This is a genomic window from Parafrankia sp. Ea1.12 (genome assembly GCF_900465275.1).
GTDB lineage: Bacteria > Actinomycetota > Actinomycetes > Frankiales > Frankiaceae > Parafrankia > Parafrankia soli.
Genome location: NZ_UBIZ01000145.1, coordinates 1 through 17,651, shown reverse-complemented (window position 1 = coordinate 17,651; position 17,651 = coordinate 1). Strand labels below are relative to the sequence as shown.

10 protein-coding genes are annotated in these 17,651 nt (G+C 73.3%); 7 read left to right on the top strand and 3 right to left on the bottom strand.

Going from position 1 to position 17,651, the window contains the following annotated elements; translation table 11 throughout:
* The first annotated feature begins 121 nt into the window (after window positions 1–121).
* Entirely contained in the window at window positions 122–1,462 is a 1,341-nt protein-coding gene (locus FMEAI12_RS03800; RefSeq protein ID WP_235013672.1) for a DEAD/DEAH box helicase, read from the top strand.
* A 164-nt stretch (window positions 1,463–1,626) separates the two neighbouring features.
* On the opposite strand, the gene FMEAI12_RS37740 is transcribed toward FMEAI12_RS03800, so the two are convergent.
* A complete protein-coding gene (locus tag FMEAI12_RS37740) occupies window positions 1,627–1,803 on the bottom strand; it encodes a hypothetical protein (RefSeq protein WP_235013670.1) in 177 nt (58 codons plus the stop codon).
* 353 nt (window positions 1,804–2,156) lie between these two features.
* On the opposite strand from FMEAI12_RS37740, the gene FMEAI12_RS03790 reads away from it, so the two are divergent.
* From FMEAI12_RS03790 to FMEAI12_RS03775, 4 genes are all read left to right on the top strand, one after another.
* Window positions 2,157–3,713 (top strand): aminotransferase class V-fold PLP-dependent enzyme, encoded by a 1,557-nt coding sequence (locus FMEAI12_RS03790; RefSeq protein WP_112104989.1) that lies wholly within the window; start codon window positions 2,157–2,159, stop codon window positions 3,711–3,713.
* A 405-nt stretch (window positions 3,714–4,118) separates the two neighbouring features.
* On the top strand, window positions 4,119–7,655 hold the full coding sequence (gene dnaE / locus FMEAI12_RS03785) for a DNA polymerase III subunit alpha (protein ID WP_112104988.1): 3,537 nt from the start codon (window positions 4,119–4,121) through the stop codon (window positions 7,653–7,655).
* 330 nt (window positions 7,656–7,985) lie between these two features.
* Window positions 7,986–9,482 (top strand): cyclopropane-fatty-acyl-phospholipid synthase family protein, encoded by a 1,497-nt coding sequence (locus FMEAI12_RS03780; RefSeq protein WP_112104987.1) that lies wholly within the window; start codon window positions 7,986–7,988, stop codon window positions 9,480–9,482.
* Window positions 9,483–9,581: 99 nt separating this feature from the next.
* Window positions 9,582–10,091 carry an NUDIX domain-containing protein gene (locus FMEAI12_RS03775; protein WP_112104990.1) on the top strand — a complete coding sequence of 170 codons (510 nt, stop codon included), beginning with the start codon at window positions 9,582–9,584 and terminating at the stop codon, window positions 10,089–10,091.
* Window positions 10,092–10,322: 231 nt separating this feature from the next.
* Here FMEAI12_RS03775 and FMEAI12_RS03770 read toward each other — a convergent pair whose 3' ends face one another.
* Together FMEAI12_RS03770 and lat are read right to left on the bottom strand one after the other, a co-directional pair.
* Window positions 10,323–11,924, bottom strand: a complete 1,602-nt coding sequence (locus FMEAI12_RS03770; RefSeq protein ID WP_112104986.1) for an aldehyde dehydrogenase family protein — start codon at window positions 11,922–11,924, stop codon at window positions 10,323–10,325.
* Entirely contained in the window at window positions 11,921–13,369 is a 1,449-nt protein-coding gene (gene lat, locus FMEAI12_RS03765; protein ID WP_235013671.1) for an L-lysine 6-transaminase, read from the bottom strand. The genes FMEAI12_RS03770 and lat overlap by 4 nt, the downstream gene beginning before the upstream one ends.
* Window positions 13,370–13,766: 397 nt before the next feature.
* On the opposite strand from lat, the gene FMEAI12_RS03760 reads away from it, so the two are divergent.
* The gene (locus FMEAI12_RS03760; RefSeq protein WP_112104985.1) at window positions 13,767–15,656 is read left to right on the top strand and encodes a protein kinase; all 1,890 of its coding nucleotides are present in this window, start codon (window positions 13,767–13,769) and stop codon (window positions 15,654–15,656) included.
* Between the two features lie 228 nt (window positions 15,657–15,884).
* Window positions 15,885–17,651 (top strand): serine/threonine-protein kinase (locus FMEAI12_RS03755; protein WP_146776633.1); only part of this gene is annotated, 1,767 nt, incomplete at its 3' end.

Sequence of the window (17,651 nt, the reverse complement as noted above, 5' to 3'; positions counted from 1 at the left end):
CGCCACCCGCTCCCCCCGTCCGCCCGCCGAGTCCTTCGCCGAGGCGGGCCTGCCCCCGCGGCTGGTCTCCGCGCTCGCGGACAAGGGCATCCACGGGCCGTTCCCGGTCCAGGCCGCCACGTTGCCCGACGTGCTGGCCGGCGAGAACGTGCTCGGCCGGGCCCGCACCGGCTCCGGCAAGACCCTGGCGTTCGGCCTGCCGCTGCTCGCCCGGCTCGCCACCACCGGCGCCGCCCGCCCCCGTCAGCCCCGCGGGCTGATCCTCGTCCCGACCCGTGAGCTGGCCCAGCAGGTCAACGACGTGCTGGCCCCGCTCACCCGGGCGCTGGGGCTGTGGATGACCCCGGTCTACGGCGGAACGTCGATCAGCCGGCAGATCTCGGCCCTGCGCCGGGGTGTGCACCTCGTCGTCGCCACCCCGGGCCGGCTCACCGACCTGGTCGAGCGCGACGCCTGCATCCTCGACGAGATCGAGATCACCGTCCTGGACGAAGCCGACTTCATGTGCGACCTCGGGTTCCTCCCCGCGGTCAAGGCGCTGCTGGACATGACCCCGTCCGACAGCCAGCGGCTGCTGTTCAGCGCCACGCTGGACCGCGAGGTCGAGGTCCTCGTCCGGGGCTACCTGCCCGAGCCGGTCCTCGTCGCCGTCGACCCGGAGGTGTCGCAGGTCTCGACCCTGGCCCGGCACGCGATGGAGTCCGTCGACCGCACCGCCCAGCTCCGGCTGGTCACCGCGCTCGCCTGCGGCGCCGGCCGCACCCTGGTGTTCGTGCGCACCCAGCGCGACGCCGACCGCGTCGCGCAGGCGCTCACCGAGGCCGGGGTACCGGCCGAGCCCCTGCACGGCGGCATGCCGCAGGGGGCCCGCACCCGGGCGCTCGCCGGGTTCACCGACGGGTTCTACCGGGTTCTGGTCGCCACCGACGTCGCCGCCCGCGGCATCCACGTCGACGGCATCGGCCTCGTACTGCACCTGGGCCCGCCCGAGGACGCCAAGACCTACCAGCACCGCGGCGGGCGCACCGCCCGGGCCGGGGCCGACGGCGCCGACGTCCTGGTGACCGTGCCGGCCGAGCGTGGCAAGGCCCGGTCGCTGCTGCGGGCCATGGGCATCCCGACCCAGCCGGTCCCGACGCAGCCCGACGACCCGATCGTCGCCGAGCTCGCCGGACCGCCGGCGCCGCCGGTCGACCCGGCGACCATCCAGGCCCGCCGCCAGCGCAGCGACGGCCGACGTGGTGACGGCCGACGCGACGGTGGCGGCCGCCGGGACTCCGCCCGGCGCGACGGCGCGCCGCGTGAGGGCGGCCACCGGCGCGGCGGGCCGGGCGCCCGCACCGCCGGCTCGACCTTCACCGGGGCGGCCCGCGACGCTCACCGCCCGGGCCGCCCGGCCCGGGGCCTGGCCCAGACGCGCCCCGCGCCGCGGGCGGACCCCCACCCCGCGCCCGGAGCCTGATCCCACCGCCCCGGGCCTGACTCCGACTTCGGGGTCAGGCCCGGGGATGGCTCTCATACGAACGGTGCCCCGGAACGCGGAAGCGTTCCGGGGCACCGGTGGTTTCGTCTCGGCTTCCTGGATCAGTCGCGGGCCGCGACCTCCGGAGGATCACCCGACGGTGGTCACAGCGAGCGCGAGACGCCCAGTCGCAGCCGGTTCGGGTTCGCCACCGGGCCCAAGGAGAGCCCATCGGTGCTCGTCTCCGAGAGGTCGGCGACATCCGCCGTTACTGAGACCACCTCCCGCTGACCTGGCACCACAGACCCCATCTCGGGGCCAACCGACTCGTCCTGCTCCATGCGCAACACCTTTCCGAAGAGGCGCCGAATCGACACTGGATACCAAAACGGTATCGAGTGGACCCACATCCTTACGCACCAGGTGTCTGCGGTCACAGTGATCCCGACCCGCCCCCGGCGCCGGGTCCGATGTGCTCGCTCCGGACGTTCCGTGCCACTCACAGCCACCACCAGCACGGACGATTGGCCGGCCGCGTGGCGCCGGCATCCAGTCGGGAGGGTCACGCCGGCGCGCGGGTGGGCCCGGATGTCCGGCATTCTCGGGACACAGCTCGCGGACGGGCCGGAACGGCCGACGGGAAGCAGGCGGCTCGGCGGCCGGCGCGGACCGTCCAGGACTGGAGGGGTGACCGGTGGCGGGAGGCCGACTCGACGGCACAGACACACCGGATGGCACGGACACACTCGGCGGCACGGACACCCCGAACGGCGCGCAGACTTCGACAGCCCAGGCCGCGCAGGTCCGGGCGGCGACGGTCCGGGCCTTCGAGCATGTCGCGGGGTACCTGGACGGCCTGCGGGAGCGCCCCGTCGCCCCGGCCTCGGGATACGAGAAGATCCGCGCCCAGCTCGGCGGGCCGCTGCCGGCCGGGCCCTGCGATCCCGTCGAGGTCGTCGACACGCTCGCCGCCGCGGCGGCCGACGGGCTCACCGCCACCGGGTCGCCCCGCTTCTTCGGGTACGTGATCGGCGGGATCGTGCCCGCGGCGCTGGCCGCCGACGTGATGGCCGTCGCCTGGGACCAGAACGCGGGCCTGTCCAGCCTGGCCCCGGCGGCTGCCGCCGCCGAGTCGGTGGCCGGGTCGTGGGTCAAGGAGCTGCTCGGGCTGCCCGCGTCCGCCTCGGTCGGAATCACCACCGGCACGCAGATGGCGCACGTGACCGCGCTGGGCGCCGCACGGCACCGGGTGCTGGCCCGCCACGGTTGGGATGTGGAGGCCGACGGCCTGCACGGGGCCCCGCCGGTGCGCGTTCTCGTGGGCGCCGACCGGCACACCACGGTGGATGTCGCGCTGCGCCTGCTGGGGTTCGGCACCCGCCGGCTGACGGTGGTGGCCGCGGACGAGGCGGGGCGGATGCGGCCCGACGCGCTGCGCGCGGCGCTCGCGGACGGGTCCGGCCCGGCGATCGTGGTGGCCCAGGCCGGCGAGATCAACACCGGCGCCTTCGACCCGCTCGCGGAGATCTGCGCGATCGGCCACGAGCACGGGGCGTGGGTGCATGTGGACGGCGCCTTCGGGCTGTGGGCGGCCGTGTCCGCGTCGGCCCGGCGCCGGGACCTGGTCGCGGGGATGGCGGCTGCCGACTCCTGGGCCACGGACGGGCACAAGTGGCTCAACGTGGCCTACGACTGCGGGATCGCGATCGTCGCCGACGATCGGGCGCACCGGGCGGCGATGTCCACCCGGGCGGACTACCTCGTCCACGCCACGGACGGCGAGCTCGACCCCCTGGAGTGGACGCCGGAGTTCAGCCGGCGGGCCCGCGGGTTCGCCCTGTACGCCGCGCTGCGCTCGCTCGGGCGGTCGGGCCTGACCGAGCTGGTCGACCGCTGCTGCGCGCACGCGCGGCGCTTCGCCGTGTCCCTTGCCGCGCTGGACGGCGTCGCGGTGCTCAACGAGGTCGAGCTCAACCAGGTGCTGGTGCGGGTGGACGACGACGACGCGACGACTGCCGCGACCACGGATCTGGTGGTCGCGGGCGGGGAGGCGTTCGTGTCGGGCACGGTGTGGCGCGGCCGGGTGGCGATGCGGGTCTCGGTCTGCAACTGGACGACGACCGAGGCCGACGTCGACCGGGCGGTGGCCGCGGTGGCGGCCGCCACCACCGGGGCCCGCGCCGGCAACCGCCCCCGCGCCGCCGCCGCCCACACGACCAGCCATCCTCGCGCGGGCTCGGCAGGCGGGTAGCCCGACTCGGCCCGACCAGCGCCGCACCGTCCTCGGTGCAGTCCGATGCGCAGTCCTACGTGTAGTCCTGCGTGTAGTCCGATGAAGGGCCGGCGGGTGTGCGACGGCCTGTTTGCGTGCCCCCGGGCGGGACACGTCGGCATCTTCCCGAAGTCCGTCCAGCGGGCCGGGTTAGGCTGCTGGGAAGACGCCGGACGACGACCGGCACCCCACACGGACACCGAGAGACACAATGCCGTCACCGCCACCCCGAGAATCAACCTGAGGACAATTGAACGAGGGAACTACCTAAATCTCGTCACACGTTTCTCAGCGCGTCACCGAACACCCTGAGCCACCGCCCCAGTACCGCCTCCCACAGAGCATCGACCGGCGTGCCCTCCGCGCGCGGGAAGGTCCGACGACATGCCGAACTCTTTCGTCCACCTTCACGTTCACACCGAGTACTCGATGCTCGACGGTGCGGCACGACTCAAGGACATGTTCAACGAGGTCTCGCAGCAGGGCATGCCCGCCGTGGCGATCACCGACCACGGCTACATGTACGGGGCGTACGACTTCTACAAGCAGGCGACCGCGGCTGGCGTGAAACCGATCATCGGCTGCGAGGCGTACGTCGCGCCGGAATCACGGCTGCTCAAGCAGCGCGTCCGCTGGGGCGAGCCGCACCAGAAGAGCGACGACGTCTCCGGCGGTGGCTCCTACACCCACATGACGATATGGGCGCGGAACACCGAAGGCCTGCACAACCTTTTCCGGCTCAATTCCCGGGCATCCATCGAGGGCCATTACATCAAGTGGCCGCGCATGGACCAGGAGATCATCACCGAACACGCCGCGGGCCTGATGGCGACGACCGGATGCCCCTCCGGAGAGGTCCAGACCAGGCTGCGGCTCGGCCAGTACGACGCCGCGCTGAAGGCCGCCGCGACCTACCAGGAGATCTTCGGCCGCGACAACTACTACTGCGAGATCATGGACCACGGCATCGAGATCGAGCGCCGGGTCCGTGACGGGCTGGTCGACATCGCCCGCGCGCTCGACATGCGCTTCGTGGTCACCAACGACTCGCACTACACCTACGAGGCCGAGCGGACGACCCACGCCGCGCTGCTGTGCGTCCAGACCGCGTCGACGGTGGCGAACCCGGCCTTCCAGTTCGAGGGCTCGGGCTACTTCCTGAAGAGCGCCGAGCAGATGTACGCGATCGACACGTCCGACGCCTGGCAGCAGGGCTGCGAGACGACACTGATGATCGCCGAGCGGGTCGACCCGGCCGGCATGTTCACCAAGCAGAACCTGATGCCGCGCTTCCCCGTCCCCGACGGGGAGACCGACGAGTCATGGTTCCGCAAGGAGACCTGGGCGGGCATGGCCCGCCGCTTCCCCGACGGGTTCGACGAGGAGCACCGCGCCCGGGTCGAGTACGAGCTCGGGGTCATCCTCGCGATGGGCTTCCCGTCCTACTTCCTGGTGGTCGCGGACTTCATCATGTGGGCGAAGAGCCAGGGAATCCCGGTCGGCCCCGGGCGCGGGAGCGCGGCGGGCTCCATGGTCGCCTTCGCCCTGGGCATCACCGACCTCGACCCCATCCCGCACAGCCTGCTGTTCGAGCGGTTCCTCAACCCCGACCGCGTCTCGATGCCGGACATCGACATCGACTTCGACGAACGTCGGCGCGGCGACGTGATCCGCTACGTCACCGAGAAATGGGGCGACGACCGCATCGCCCAGATCGTCACCTACGGCACCATCAAGGCGAAGGCCGCCATCAAGGACTCCTCCCGGGTCCTCGGCTACCCCTACGCGGTGGGCGACCGGATCACCAAGGCGATGCCGCCGGCCGTCATGGGCAAGGACATCCCGCTCGGCGGGATCTTCGATCCCAAGCACCCCCGCTACAGCGAGGCCGGCGAGATCCGGGGTCTCTACGAGTCCGACGCGGACGTCCGCAAGGTCATCGACACGGCGAAGGGCCTGGAGGGGCTCATCCGCCAGGCGGGCGTGCACGCTGCCGGTGTGATCATGTCGGCTGAACCGATCATCGACCACATCCCGGTGTGGCGCCGCGACGCCGACGGCGCGATCATCACGCAGTTCGACTACCCGACCTGCGAGAACCTCGGCCTGCTGAAGATGGACTTCCTCGGCCTGCGCAACCTCACCGTGATGGACGACGCGGTGCGCAACGTGGAGGCGAACCGCGGCTTCAAGATCGATCTGATGGCTCTGGAGCTCAACGACACCGCGTCCTACGAGCTGCTCGCCCGCGGCGACACCCTCGGGGTGTTCCAGCTCGACGGCGGGCCGATGCGCTCACTGCTGCGGATGATGCGCCCGGACAACTTCGAGGACATCTCCGCCGTCCTCGCGTTGTACCGGCCGGGGCCGATGGGCGCCAACTCGCACATCAACTACGCGCTGCGCAAGAACGGCCAGCAGGAGATCACCCCGATCCATCCCGAGCTCGCCGAGCCGCTGGCCGACATCCTGGACACCACCCACGGCCTGATCGTGTACCAGGAGCAGGTCATGGCCATCGCGCAGAAGGTCGCCGGCTACACACTCGGCCAGGCCGACCTGCTGCGCCGCGCGATGGGCAAGAAGAAGAAGGAGATCCTCGACAAGGAGTTCGTGCCGTTCTCCGACGGCATGAAGGCCAGCGGATTCTCCGCGGCCGCCATCAAGACCCTGTGGGACATTCTCGTCCCCTTCTCCGACTACGCCTTCAACAAGGCACACACCGCCGGCTACGGCCTGGTCTCCTACTGGACGGCCTACCTCAAGGCGAACTTCCCGGCCGAGTACATGGCGGCGCTCCTGACCTCGGTACGCGACGACAAAGACAAAAGCGCGATCTATCTGAACGAGTGCCGGCGGATGGGAATCCGCGTCCTGCCGCCGGATGTGAACACCTCCGACGCCGACTACACCGCGCACGGCGACAACGAGATCAGGGTCGGCCTCGCCGCGATCCGCAACGTCGGCATCAACGTCGTCGAGTCGATCGTGCGCAACCGGAAGGCGAAGAGCCGGTTCACCTCGTTCCCCGACTTCCTCGACAAGGTCGACGCCGTCGCCTGCAACAAGCGCACGATCGAGTCGCTCATCAAGGCCGGTGCGTTCGACGCCCTCGGCCACACCCGCCGCGGCCTGGTGGAGAAGCACGAACAGGCCGTCGACGCGGTGATGGGCGTGAAGAAGAAGAACGCCGAGGGCCAGTTCGACCTCTTCGCCTTCGACGGCGAGGACGCCGAGGAGGACACCGCCCCCATCTTCGGCGTGCAGGAGTTCTCCGACCAGGAATGGGACAAGTCCGTACTGCTCTCCCACGAGCGGGAGATGCTCGGGCTCTACGTCTCGGACCATCCGCTGCTCGGGGTCGAGCACATCCTCGCCGCGAAGGCCGACTGTGGCATCGCCTCCCTCAACGGCGGCGACTACCCGGACGGCTCGGTCGTCACCATCGGCGGGATCATCTCCAGCCTGCAACGCAAGGTGACCAAGCAGGGGAAGCTGTGGGCCCTGGCCACCGTGGAGGACCTCGAGGGCGGCCTGGAGGTCATGTTCTTCCCGGCGACCTACGAGACCTGCTCGACCCAGCTCGCCGAGGACGCGGTCGTCATCGTCAAGGGGCGGGTCGACAAGCGGGAGGACACCCCGCGCCTGGTCGCCTCGGATCTGACCGTGCCCGACCTCAGCGAGCACTCCCTGAGCCCGCCGGTGGTGATCACTCTGCCGGCGTCGCGGGTCAACCCGCCCACCGTCGATCGGCTGCGCGAGGTGCTCGGTGACCACCCCGGCACCACCGAGGTCCACCTGCGCCTGCAGTCGGCGAGCCGCACGACCCTGCTCCGGCTCGACGACGCTTACAAGGTGCAGCGGACGGCCGCGCTGATGGGTGACCTCAAGGCCCTGCTGGGGGCCTCCGCCGTCGCCTGAACAAACCCCCGGCCGGGGCCCCTGCCTGGGGCTCCCGCCGCGGTCCGACGCCTGCCGTCGCCTCCTCCGCGCGACGCTGGCTGGTGGCCCATCACCGCGACACGCGCGACGCGATCCGCGACACCGTTTGCGACACCCCTCGCCGGGGGGAGCATGGGCGGTGACGTGGGTTCGCGTCGCCCTGCCTTCGCCGACGCCACCCCTGGCAGACTGATGGGCCGAGTTCCGCGTGCACCGCGAGACCGGCCTCCGGGCCGCGTGGCGCACCGCGCGGGCCCGGTGGCGGCGCCTCCGGCAGGCGGACCCGGTATCCCGGGACCGGAGGAGAATGTGACGGTCGATCGTCCCGTCGACACAGAACCCGACCAATCCGCGCTCGACCAATCCGCGCTCGACCAGCCCGCCCTCGACCAGCCCGCGCTCGATCACCAGCCCGCCGCCGCGACACGGCCGGACCGGCCCTCAGCGCCGCCGCTGACGGCCAACGCGGGGCCGCCTCGGCAGTGGAGCCCCCTGACGACCCGGCCCGCGGGCTTCGACTGGCCGTCCGAGGTCGACCGGGCCGGCCGGGACCTGCTGCTCGACCTGTTCGGGCCCGACCCGGAAGTCCGCGTCGAGATGTGGGACGGGTTCATCCTCGGGCCCGACACCTCGACGAAGGTGGTCATCCGCTCGCCGCACGCGCTGCGACGGGCGCTGTTCCACCCCGGCGAGCTGGGGTTCGCCCGCGCCTACGTGGCCGGCGACGTCGAGATCGACGGGGACGTCTTCGCCGCGCTGGCGCTGCGGGAGCGGATCGCGCGGCTGCGGCCGTCCCCGGCGGCGGTGCGGGCGCTGGCGGTGCTCGTCCGCCAGTTCGGCCCGCGGCCGCCGCAGCCGCCTCCGGAGGAGGCCCGGATGCGTAGGCGCGGCCGGCAGCACAGCCGTTCCCGCGACGCCGCCGCGATCTCCCACCACTACGACGTCTCGAACGACTTCTACCGGCTGGTCCTCGGGCCGTCCATGACCTACTCGTGCGCGGTCTGGGACTCACCGGCCACCAGACTGACCGCCGCGCAGACAGCCAAGCACGAGCTGGTCTGCCGCAAGCTCGGTCTGCGGCCCGGCGAGCGGCTGCTGGACATCGGCTGCGGCTGGGGCAGCATGGCGCTACATGCCGCGCACCACCACGGTGTCCAGGCGGTGGGGATCACGATCTCCGCGGAGCAGGCGGCCGAGGCACGCCGCCGGGTCACCGAGGCGGGCCTGGAAGACAGGATCGAGATCCGCCTGCAGGACTACCGGGAGATCACCGACGGCCCGTTCGACGCGATCAGCTCGGTGGGCATGGTCGAGCACGTCGGCCGGGCGAAGCTGCCGATCTACTTCGACAACCTGTTCCACCTGCTCCGGCCGGGCGGGCGGCTGCTCAACCACGGCATCTCCTTCCCGGGCGACCCGGTCGGGGCCGCCCGCGGCCGGCCGCGACTCGGTCCGCTCCCACTGCCCCGCGATGCCGACTTCCTGCACCGCTACGTCTTCCCCGACGGGGAGCTGCACGAGATCGGCGCGCTCGTCACGCTGATGCAGGGCGGCGGCTTCGAGGTGCGCCACGTGGAGAACCTGCGCGAGCACTACGCGCTGACGCTGCGGGCGTGGGTCACCAACCTGGAGAACCGGTGGGACGAGGCGGTCGCGCTGGTCGGGGCGGGCCGGGCCCGGGTGTGGCGGCTGTACATGGCCGGCTCCGCGCTCAGCTTCGAGGCCGGCCGGTCGCAGATCCACCAGGTCCTCGGCGTGCGCCCCGACTCCGGGGCCTCGCACCAGCCGCTGAGGCCGTCCTACTGACCGACTGGGCGTCCTACTGACCCCGTCTGGGAGGTCGGACGACAAGGATCCGAGGATCCCCCGGTGTGCCCCGTCGGCCCGGACTGGGATCGTGCCACCGTGAGCGAACTGGTCGAGCACGTCGACGGGCAGGACCACGTGCTTGGAGTAGTCACCCGCGGCGATGCGGTGCGTCAGAGTCTGCCGCACCGCATCGCCGCGACGATCTGCCGCGATGGAGCGGGCCGGATCCTGGTACTGCGGAGATCCGAGCGCCTGACCCGGTTCCCCGGACACTACGACGTGCTGGTCGGCGGCGCGGTTGGGGTGGGTGAGTCCTACGAGGACGCGGCCGCCAGAGAGCTGACCGAGGAGCTGGGCCTGCGCCTGCCCGTCCGCTTCATGTTCAAGTTCTTCCACCGGGATGCCACCGGTCCCGTTTGGATGGGAGTGCACGAGGCTCTGGTGGTGAACCACCCCCTGGCCCCGGACCCCGAGGAGATTTCCTGGCACGGCTGGCTGACCAGTGCCGAGACAGACGCAGTCGTCAACCGACCGCGCTTCGCGCCCGGAGGGCGAGAAGCGATGTACCGGTATCAGGAACATCGGAACCGTCCAGCAACGCCCTGACCGCCCGCCGGCCACCGCCAGGCCCACCGCGCACATTTCCTGCAGGCGATGCCATCCGCGCCCCCCGCGGAACCACCAACGATCATGCGCAATCCAGCTCTTGTACACGGCCAGCTCCGCCGCCGGGCGATGTGTGGCCGTTCAGTGAGTCCAGGCTGTCACTCAGCCGCCGCGGTTCCTCGACGCTGTGCATAGCGACCACGCTGGCCTGATACTCATCGCTTCGAGGCGTCAGCGCGGCAGGCGGAAGCCGAGGTCGGCCGGGGGGACGGAGACGTCCATCTGGGCCTTTTGGAGGCGGCCGGAGAGTTCCCAGGTCAGGGACTGCCAGCGGGTCACCTGGTCGAGGACCCACTGGCCGGACTGACGGGCGCCGTTGCCGGAGCGCCCGTTGCCGCCGAAGGGCAGGTGCGCCTCGGCGCCGGAGGTGGAGGTGTTCACGCTGACCATTCCGGCGCGCACCCCGCGCCGGAAGCGCCGGACGGTCACCGGGTCCCCGGTGAAGATCGACGAGGACAGCCCGTAGCCGGGCAGGTTCGCGAGCTCGACGGCCTCCTCCAGGTGGCGGTAGGTGGTCAGCCCGACGATCGGGCCGAAGGTCTCCGCGGTGAACAGCTCGTCGTCGGGGCGTACCCGGTCGACGACGACCGGGTGGTAGTAGAGGCCGGGCTCGGGGTCGCCGACGAACCCGCGCCGCGGGCTGGCCGGGCCGATCCGGCCGAGCGCGGTGGACCCGAACGGCTCGTGGTGGTCGCGGACGCACGCCAGATGATCCTCGAACCCGGCGGCGAACCGCGCGTCGAGCAGCGGGCCGTAGAGGACGTCCCGGGTCGGGTCGCCGAGCACGGCGCCGCTGACGGCCGCGGCCAGCCGGCGCCGGAACGCGTCGTGCACCGACTCGTGCGCGATCACCGTGCCCAGCGAGGTGCACCGCTGGCCGGCCGTCCCGAACCCGGCGAACAGCGCGGCGGCGACGGCGGCGTCCAGGTCGGCGTCGGGGGCCACGACCATCGGGTTCTTGCCGCCCAGCTCCAGGCAGGGCGACTGCAGGTGCCGGCCGCAGAGCGCGCCGACGAAACGGCCGACGGCCGTCGAGCCGGTGAAGCCGACCTTGTCGACGAGGCCGGCGTCCAGGGCGCGTTCGAGGCCGAGCGAGGTGGCCGGGCCGTCGGCGAGGACGAGGTTCGCCACCCCGGGCGGAACGCCGGCGGCGGTCAGCAGGTCCATCAGGGCCGCGGCGCAGGCGGCGGCGTACTCGGCGGGCTTCCACACCACCGCGTTGCCGGTCAGCAGCGCCGGCACCAGATACCAGGACGGCACCGCCACCGGGAAGTTGCCGGCGGTGATCACCATGACCACGCCGAGCGGCTCACGGTAGGTGAACAGCTCCCGGTCGGGCATCTCGGAGGGCACCGTCTGGCCGTGCGGGCGCCGGCCCTCGCCGCGGAACAGCGCGCAGGTGTCGATGATCTCGCGGACCTCCCCGCGCGCCTCCGCCAGCGGCTTGCCGACCTCCCGGGTGACCAGCCGGGCCAGTGTCTCCGCGTTGTCCTCGACGAGCCGTCCGAAGGCGCCGACGACCTCGCCGCGCACCGGCGCCGGGACGTCGGCCCACTCCCGCTGGGCGGCGCGGGCGGCGGCCGCGGCCGCGACGATGGCCTCCGCCCCGTCCAGCACGACCTCGGCGACGACGTCGCTCAGGCGGGCCGGGTTCGTCGAGCTGACGACGCGCGCGGTCTCCGGGGCGATGCCCGCCGGGCCGGCCGCGGCGTACAGGTCGTGCTGGCGGCCGCCGATCACCGCCGCCACCCGGCGTGGATGAACGAGCGTCATAGCGGTCCTTTCTCCTGCGTGGCGGTGACCGGCGGCGAGGCCTTCTCAGCAGCCTCGGGCTCCGCCGGAACGAGGGACTCCGGCGAAACGAGGTGGGTGAGCACCCGGTCGAGGGCACGCACCCCGGCGGCGAGCTCCTCTGCGCCGATGGTGAGCGCCGGACGGAAGCGCAGCGCCCGCTCCCCCGCCGGCAGCAGCAGGACGTGCTCGCGTTCCCGCAGCAGCCGGACGACCTCGTCGCGCAGGGCACGGTCGGGCAGGTCCACGGCGCACATCAACCCACGGCCGCGGGCGTTGCTCAGCAGGCGGGGGTGGCGGCGGGCCAGCTCCTCGAGTCCGGCCAGCAGATCGGAGCCCAGGACGGCGGCCCGGTCGAACAGCCGCTCCGACTCCATGATCTCCAGCATTCGCCGGGAACGCACCATGTCGACGAGCCCACCGCCCCAGGTGGAGCTGATCCGGCCGGGCAGCCGGAAGACGTTGTCGGCGACCTCGTCCACCCGCCGCCCGGCCATCACCCCGCCGAGCTGGACCTTCTTGCCGAACGCGACGACGTCGGGGCGCAGGCCGAGCTGGGTGTGCGCCCAGGCGGAGCCGGTCAGGCCCACCCCGGTCTGCACCTCGTCGACGACGAACAGCGCGTCGTGGCGCTCGCACAGCGCCGCCATCGCGCGCAGGAACTCGCCGCGGAGGTGGTTGTCCCCGCCCTCGGCCTGGATCGGCTCGGCGAGGAAGCAGGCGATGTCGTGGCGGTGGCGGGCGAACGCCTCCTCGGCCTGCGCGAGCGCGCGCCGCTCGGCGGCGACCACCGCGTCCAGCGCCGCGCCGGTGCAGGGGAAGGTCACCGCCGGGCAGTCGACCCGGGGCCAGTCGAAGACCGGGAAGCGCGCGGTCTTGACCGGCTCGGTGTTGGTCACCGAGAGGGTGTACCCGCCGCGGCCGTGGAACGCCGACCGCAGGTGCAGCACCCGCCCGCCGAGCTCGGCGGGCCGCCCGTGTGCCTCGTTGTGCCGGCTCTTCCAGTCGAACGCGCACTTGAGGGCGTTCTCGACGGCCGCCGACCCGCCCTCGACGAAGAACAGGTGCGGCAGCTCCGGGTCGCCCAGCACCCGCGCGAAGGTCTCGACGAACTCGGCGTAGGCGGCGGTCGCCATGTCGGGGTTCGCCGGCTTGTTGACGGCCGCCCGGGCGAGCTCGGTGAGGAACTCCGGGTCGCCCAGCAGGGCCGGCGGGTTGATCCCGAGCGGCGCGGAGGCGAAGAAGCTGTAGAGGTCGAGGTAGCGCGTCCCGGTACGGGCGTCGACGATCGTGCTGCCGGTGCTGGCCGTCAGGTCGCAGACGACGTCGTACCCGTCGGTGAGGACGTGTCGGGACAACATCGGGATCACGTCGGCCGGCTCGGCCCGGGCACGGCTCCCCCCGCCCGGGCGGCCCGCGACACTCATGACGGCCACGGCCGGCCTCCTTCCAGCACCGCGCGGCCGTCCCACGAGGACGTCCGCGTCAGGGCACCAGGGTCGCGGTTACCGAGCGGAACCGCGATCCGATCATGGACGGCCCGGCCCCGCGGGCCGCCGGCACCCGGCCGCCCGCCACCCCATCGCGCCACACGAATCATCTCCTACCAGGACAGATCAGACACCAATACAGGCACCTGGCGTGGTGCGTCGACCCCGCCTTCTGGGAACATCCCCTTCTGGGATCACCGGAAAAGTCCGACCGGTCGCGTTCCGGCGTCCCCGACAGGTTCCACCTGGAACGTCCAGCGTCACCGGACGCACCAGGCGGGCCACCACCGAGCGCCGCACGGGCGCCCCCGCACGAGGAGGTATCCAGGACGCGGTGCTGACGCCCCTGACCACGGACGACCCGCAGCGGATCGGTCCGTACCGGCTGGCCAACCGCATCGGCGCGGGCGGCATGGGCATCGTCTACCTCGGCTTCTCCGACGACGGCAAGCCGGCCGCGATCAAGGTTCCCTCAGCGGGGCTGGTGGACGACCCCGAGTTCCGCGCCCGCTTCCGCCAGGAGGTGGACGCCGCCCGCCGGGTGCGCGGCAACGCCGTAGCCGCCGTCATCGACGCCGACCTCACCGGAACGCGCCCGTGGATGGCCACCGAGTACGTCGAGGGCCGCAACCTCACCGACGCGGTCGCGACCCGGGGCCCGTTCGACGAGCGCCTGCTCACCGGGCTCGCCGTCGGTCTGGCCGACGCCCTGGTCGCCATCCACGCCGCCGGGGTGGTGCACCGTGATCTCAAACCGTCCAACATCCTGCTGGCCTGGGACGGGCCCCGCGTCATCGACTTCGGCATCGCCCGGGCCGAGAACAACACCTCGCACACCCGGGCCGGCAGCCTCATCGGCACCCTGACCTGGATGGCGCCCGAGCAGCTGCGCGGCGACCGGGCCGGGCCGGCCGCCGACGTCTTCGCATGGGGGGCGTGCGTCGCGTTCGCGGCGGCCGGGCAGCCGGCGTTCCGCGGCGACCGGGCCGAGGCCGTCGGCCTGCAGATCCTCACCGGCGAGCCGGTGCTGGAACGCCTGCCACCGACCATCGAGCCGCACGTGCGCGCCGCGCTGCGCAAGGAGCCGGCCGCGCGGCCCAGCGCCGCCGAGATCCTCGGCGGGCTGCTCGGTCGGCCGGTCAGCGGCCCGGCCGACTCGGACGCGGCGACCGGGCTCCTGATGAGCCGGTGGTGGAACCTGCCGCCGACCCCGCCCGAGGGCGCCACGCCGCTGCGCGGGCACCCGCCGGCGGGCAGTCATCCCCGGGACGCCGATCCACACGGTGCCGGTCCACGGGGCGGCCCACCTCCCAGCGACTCCTACCGGGGCGCCCGTCCCCACGACGGGTACCCGGGCGGAGCGCAGCTCCAGCCCGGCCACCGGCCGAACCCCGGCCCGCCGGACGCCGGCTACCGCGGTCCGGACTCCGGCCCGCGCGGCTGGGCCGACTCCGGCCAGTCGGGCGGTGGCTGGCCCGGCTTCGGCGGGCCGGGCACGGGACCGCCCGGAGCAGGACGTCCGGACGGCGGCGGACGGCCCGATCACGGCCGTCGCGGGATGCCCGTGGCCGTGCTCGCCGCCCTGGCGGTGCTGCTCGTCGTCGGTGGCGTCACCGCGGGAGCCCTGCTGCTGTCGGGCAGCGATGGGGACGGCGGCCAGGCCGGCCCGTCCACGGGGCCGGACGTGACCTCCACCCTGAGCGGCCCGACCACCGCCCCCAACGGCGGGCCCACCACCTCGGCCGGGCCGACCGGGCCGGTCACGAACCCGACGAGCCCCGGCTCGGGCGCCACCACAGCGCCACCGACCACACCCGGGAGCGGGCCGACATCCACCTCGACGCCACGGCGGGTGATGAGCGCCGACGAGGCGGCCGGGGTCGTCCGCGAGCATGGCTACACCCCCGACATGGGCTCCTACGACCCGGACCGGATGCTCAACCTCGTCCGCGGCACCAGGCAGGGGGATGACGGCCGGCAGCGCCAGACGGCGTTCGTCTTCGCCGACGGCGAGTACCAGGGCACCGACACCAAAGCGCCGAGCAACGCCATCACGGTGGAGGTCAGGACGAACACCGACGCGACGGTGACCTACCAGACCTACGTCGCGAACGGAACGACACCCACGGGGACGACGTCGGTGCGTTTCCGCTGGAACGGCACGGATTTCGTGGCCCTCGACCCCATCCCGTCCGATGATCCGACGGTGGACGACCACCGCTGACGTGGCCATCGAGAACCGGCGACCCACCCCCCAACCGGGCGAGTGTGACGGGCACAACGGACGCACCCGGACGGGCCTACCGCGATTCGGGCACGGGAGTTGGCATTGTGGGACGCCCGACACAGTCGGGCGAAAGCAGCGCGCTCATGACATCACGGACAGGGGGCGGACGACGCCCACGGCAGGATCGACGCAGCGGCCCGGCCGGGCCGGTAACGAGGGGGCACGGTGCTGACACCGCTGGCGGCGGGTGACCCCCGGCGCATCGGCCCGTTCGAGATCCACAACAGGATCGGCGCCGGCGGGATGGGCTCGGTGTACCTCGGGTTCACCGCCGAGGGCCGCGCCGCGGCCGTCAAGGTGCCCGCCGAGGGCCTCGCCGGCGACCCCGAGTTCCGCGCCCGGTTCCGGCGCGAGGTCGAGGCCGCCCGCCGGGTCCGCGGCCGCGCCGTCGCCGCGGTCGTCGACGCCGACCCCGACGCGACCTCGCCCTGGATGGCCGTCGAGTACGTCGAGGGCACCAGCCTCGCCGACGCGGTGATCCGGCACGGCCCGCTCGAGCAGCGGCTGCTGCACGGCTTCGGGGTGGGCCTCGCCGACGCCCTCGTCGCCATCCACGCGGTCGGCGTGGTGCACCGCGATCTCAAGCCGTCCAACATCCTGCTCGCCTGGGACGGGCCGAAGGTGATCGACTTCGGCATCGCCCGGGCCAGCGGCACCCCGACCCACACCCGCACCGGCATCCTCGTCGGCACCCCCGCCTGGATGGCGCCCGAGCAGCTGCGCGGCGAGCGCGCGACCCCGGCGGCCGACGTGTTCGCCTGGGGTGCCTGCGTCACCTACGCGGCGACCGGGCACCCGCCCTTCGGCGGCGCCGAGCCGGCCGACGTGCTGACCGTGCTGCGCCGCGACGAGCAGCCCGACCTCGACGGCGTCCCGCCGGACCTGCTGGCCGCCGTGCGGGCGGCGCTGGCCCGCCGGCCCGAGGCCCGCCCGAGCGCGGCGGAGCTGGTCCGGACGCTGGTCACCGAACCCGGCTCGCGCGGCGGCTCCCCTGATCCCGCCCGGGCGGCGGCGAACGCGCTCACCCCGTGGCAGTGGGAACCGCCCGCGTCACTCGCGCACCACCCCGCCCACTCCGGCCGGGATGAGCGACCGGCCGCCGAGCGGGCCGAGCGACCGGACCGGGACGAGCGACCGGACCGGGACGAACGGGCGACGCAGACGGCGCGCGGGGAGCGGGGCGAGCGCGGAGAACGTGCCGGACGGATCGCGGCCGCGGCCGGCGCGGTGGCCGGCGCCGCCGACCCGGGCGGGCCCGCCGCCGGCATCCGGCGGACGGCGACGCGCGGGCCCGGGGGGCCGGCCGGCGGCCAGGGGGACGGCCCGGCGAAGTTCCGCGCCGTCGACCGGCCCACCCAGCCACTGGCGACCCGCGCGGACCCCGGTTCCTGGGAGGAGCCCCCGGGTGGGGACTCCTCCCTCGGCACCGTGCCCGTGCCGCGGTTGTCGGCGCTGGCCGACAACCGGAACGAGACCACCGACCCGTCGATCCGGCCGCGCCGGACCGCCACCGTGGCCTCGGTGTCGGCGTTCAACGCGGCGGAGGTGACAGGGCCGTTGCTGACCGCCCAGGCCCCCGCCGCCACCGGGGCCGGAGGGACCGGTACCAGTACCGGTAGCGCCGCCGGCGGCGCCGGTACCCGGGCCGGTGCCGGCGACCAGCCGACCGGCCGCGACCGCGAGCCGGACCACCCAGGTGGCGCCAGGGCGGAGCCGGGGGCCTGGCCGCCCGACCCGCGGGCGTGGCTGAGCCTGCTGGCGGCATCCGGCCGGCGGGACCGTGCCGCCATGGTCGCGGCCGTCGTCGCCTTCGGGCTCGTCGTCGGCGTGGTCGTCCTGCTCACCGCGTCGGACGCCTCCCGGGCGGAGAGCGGCCCGAGCCGCCCGTCCCCGGGCCCGTCGCAGCGGGGCGTCACCGCCACCACCCCGCCC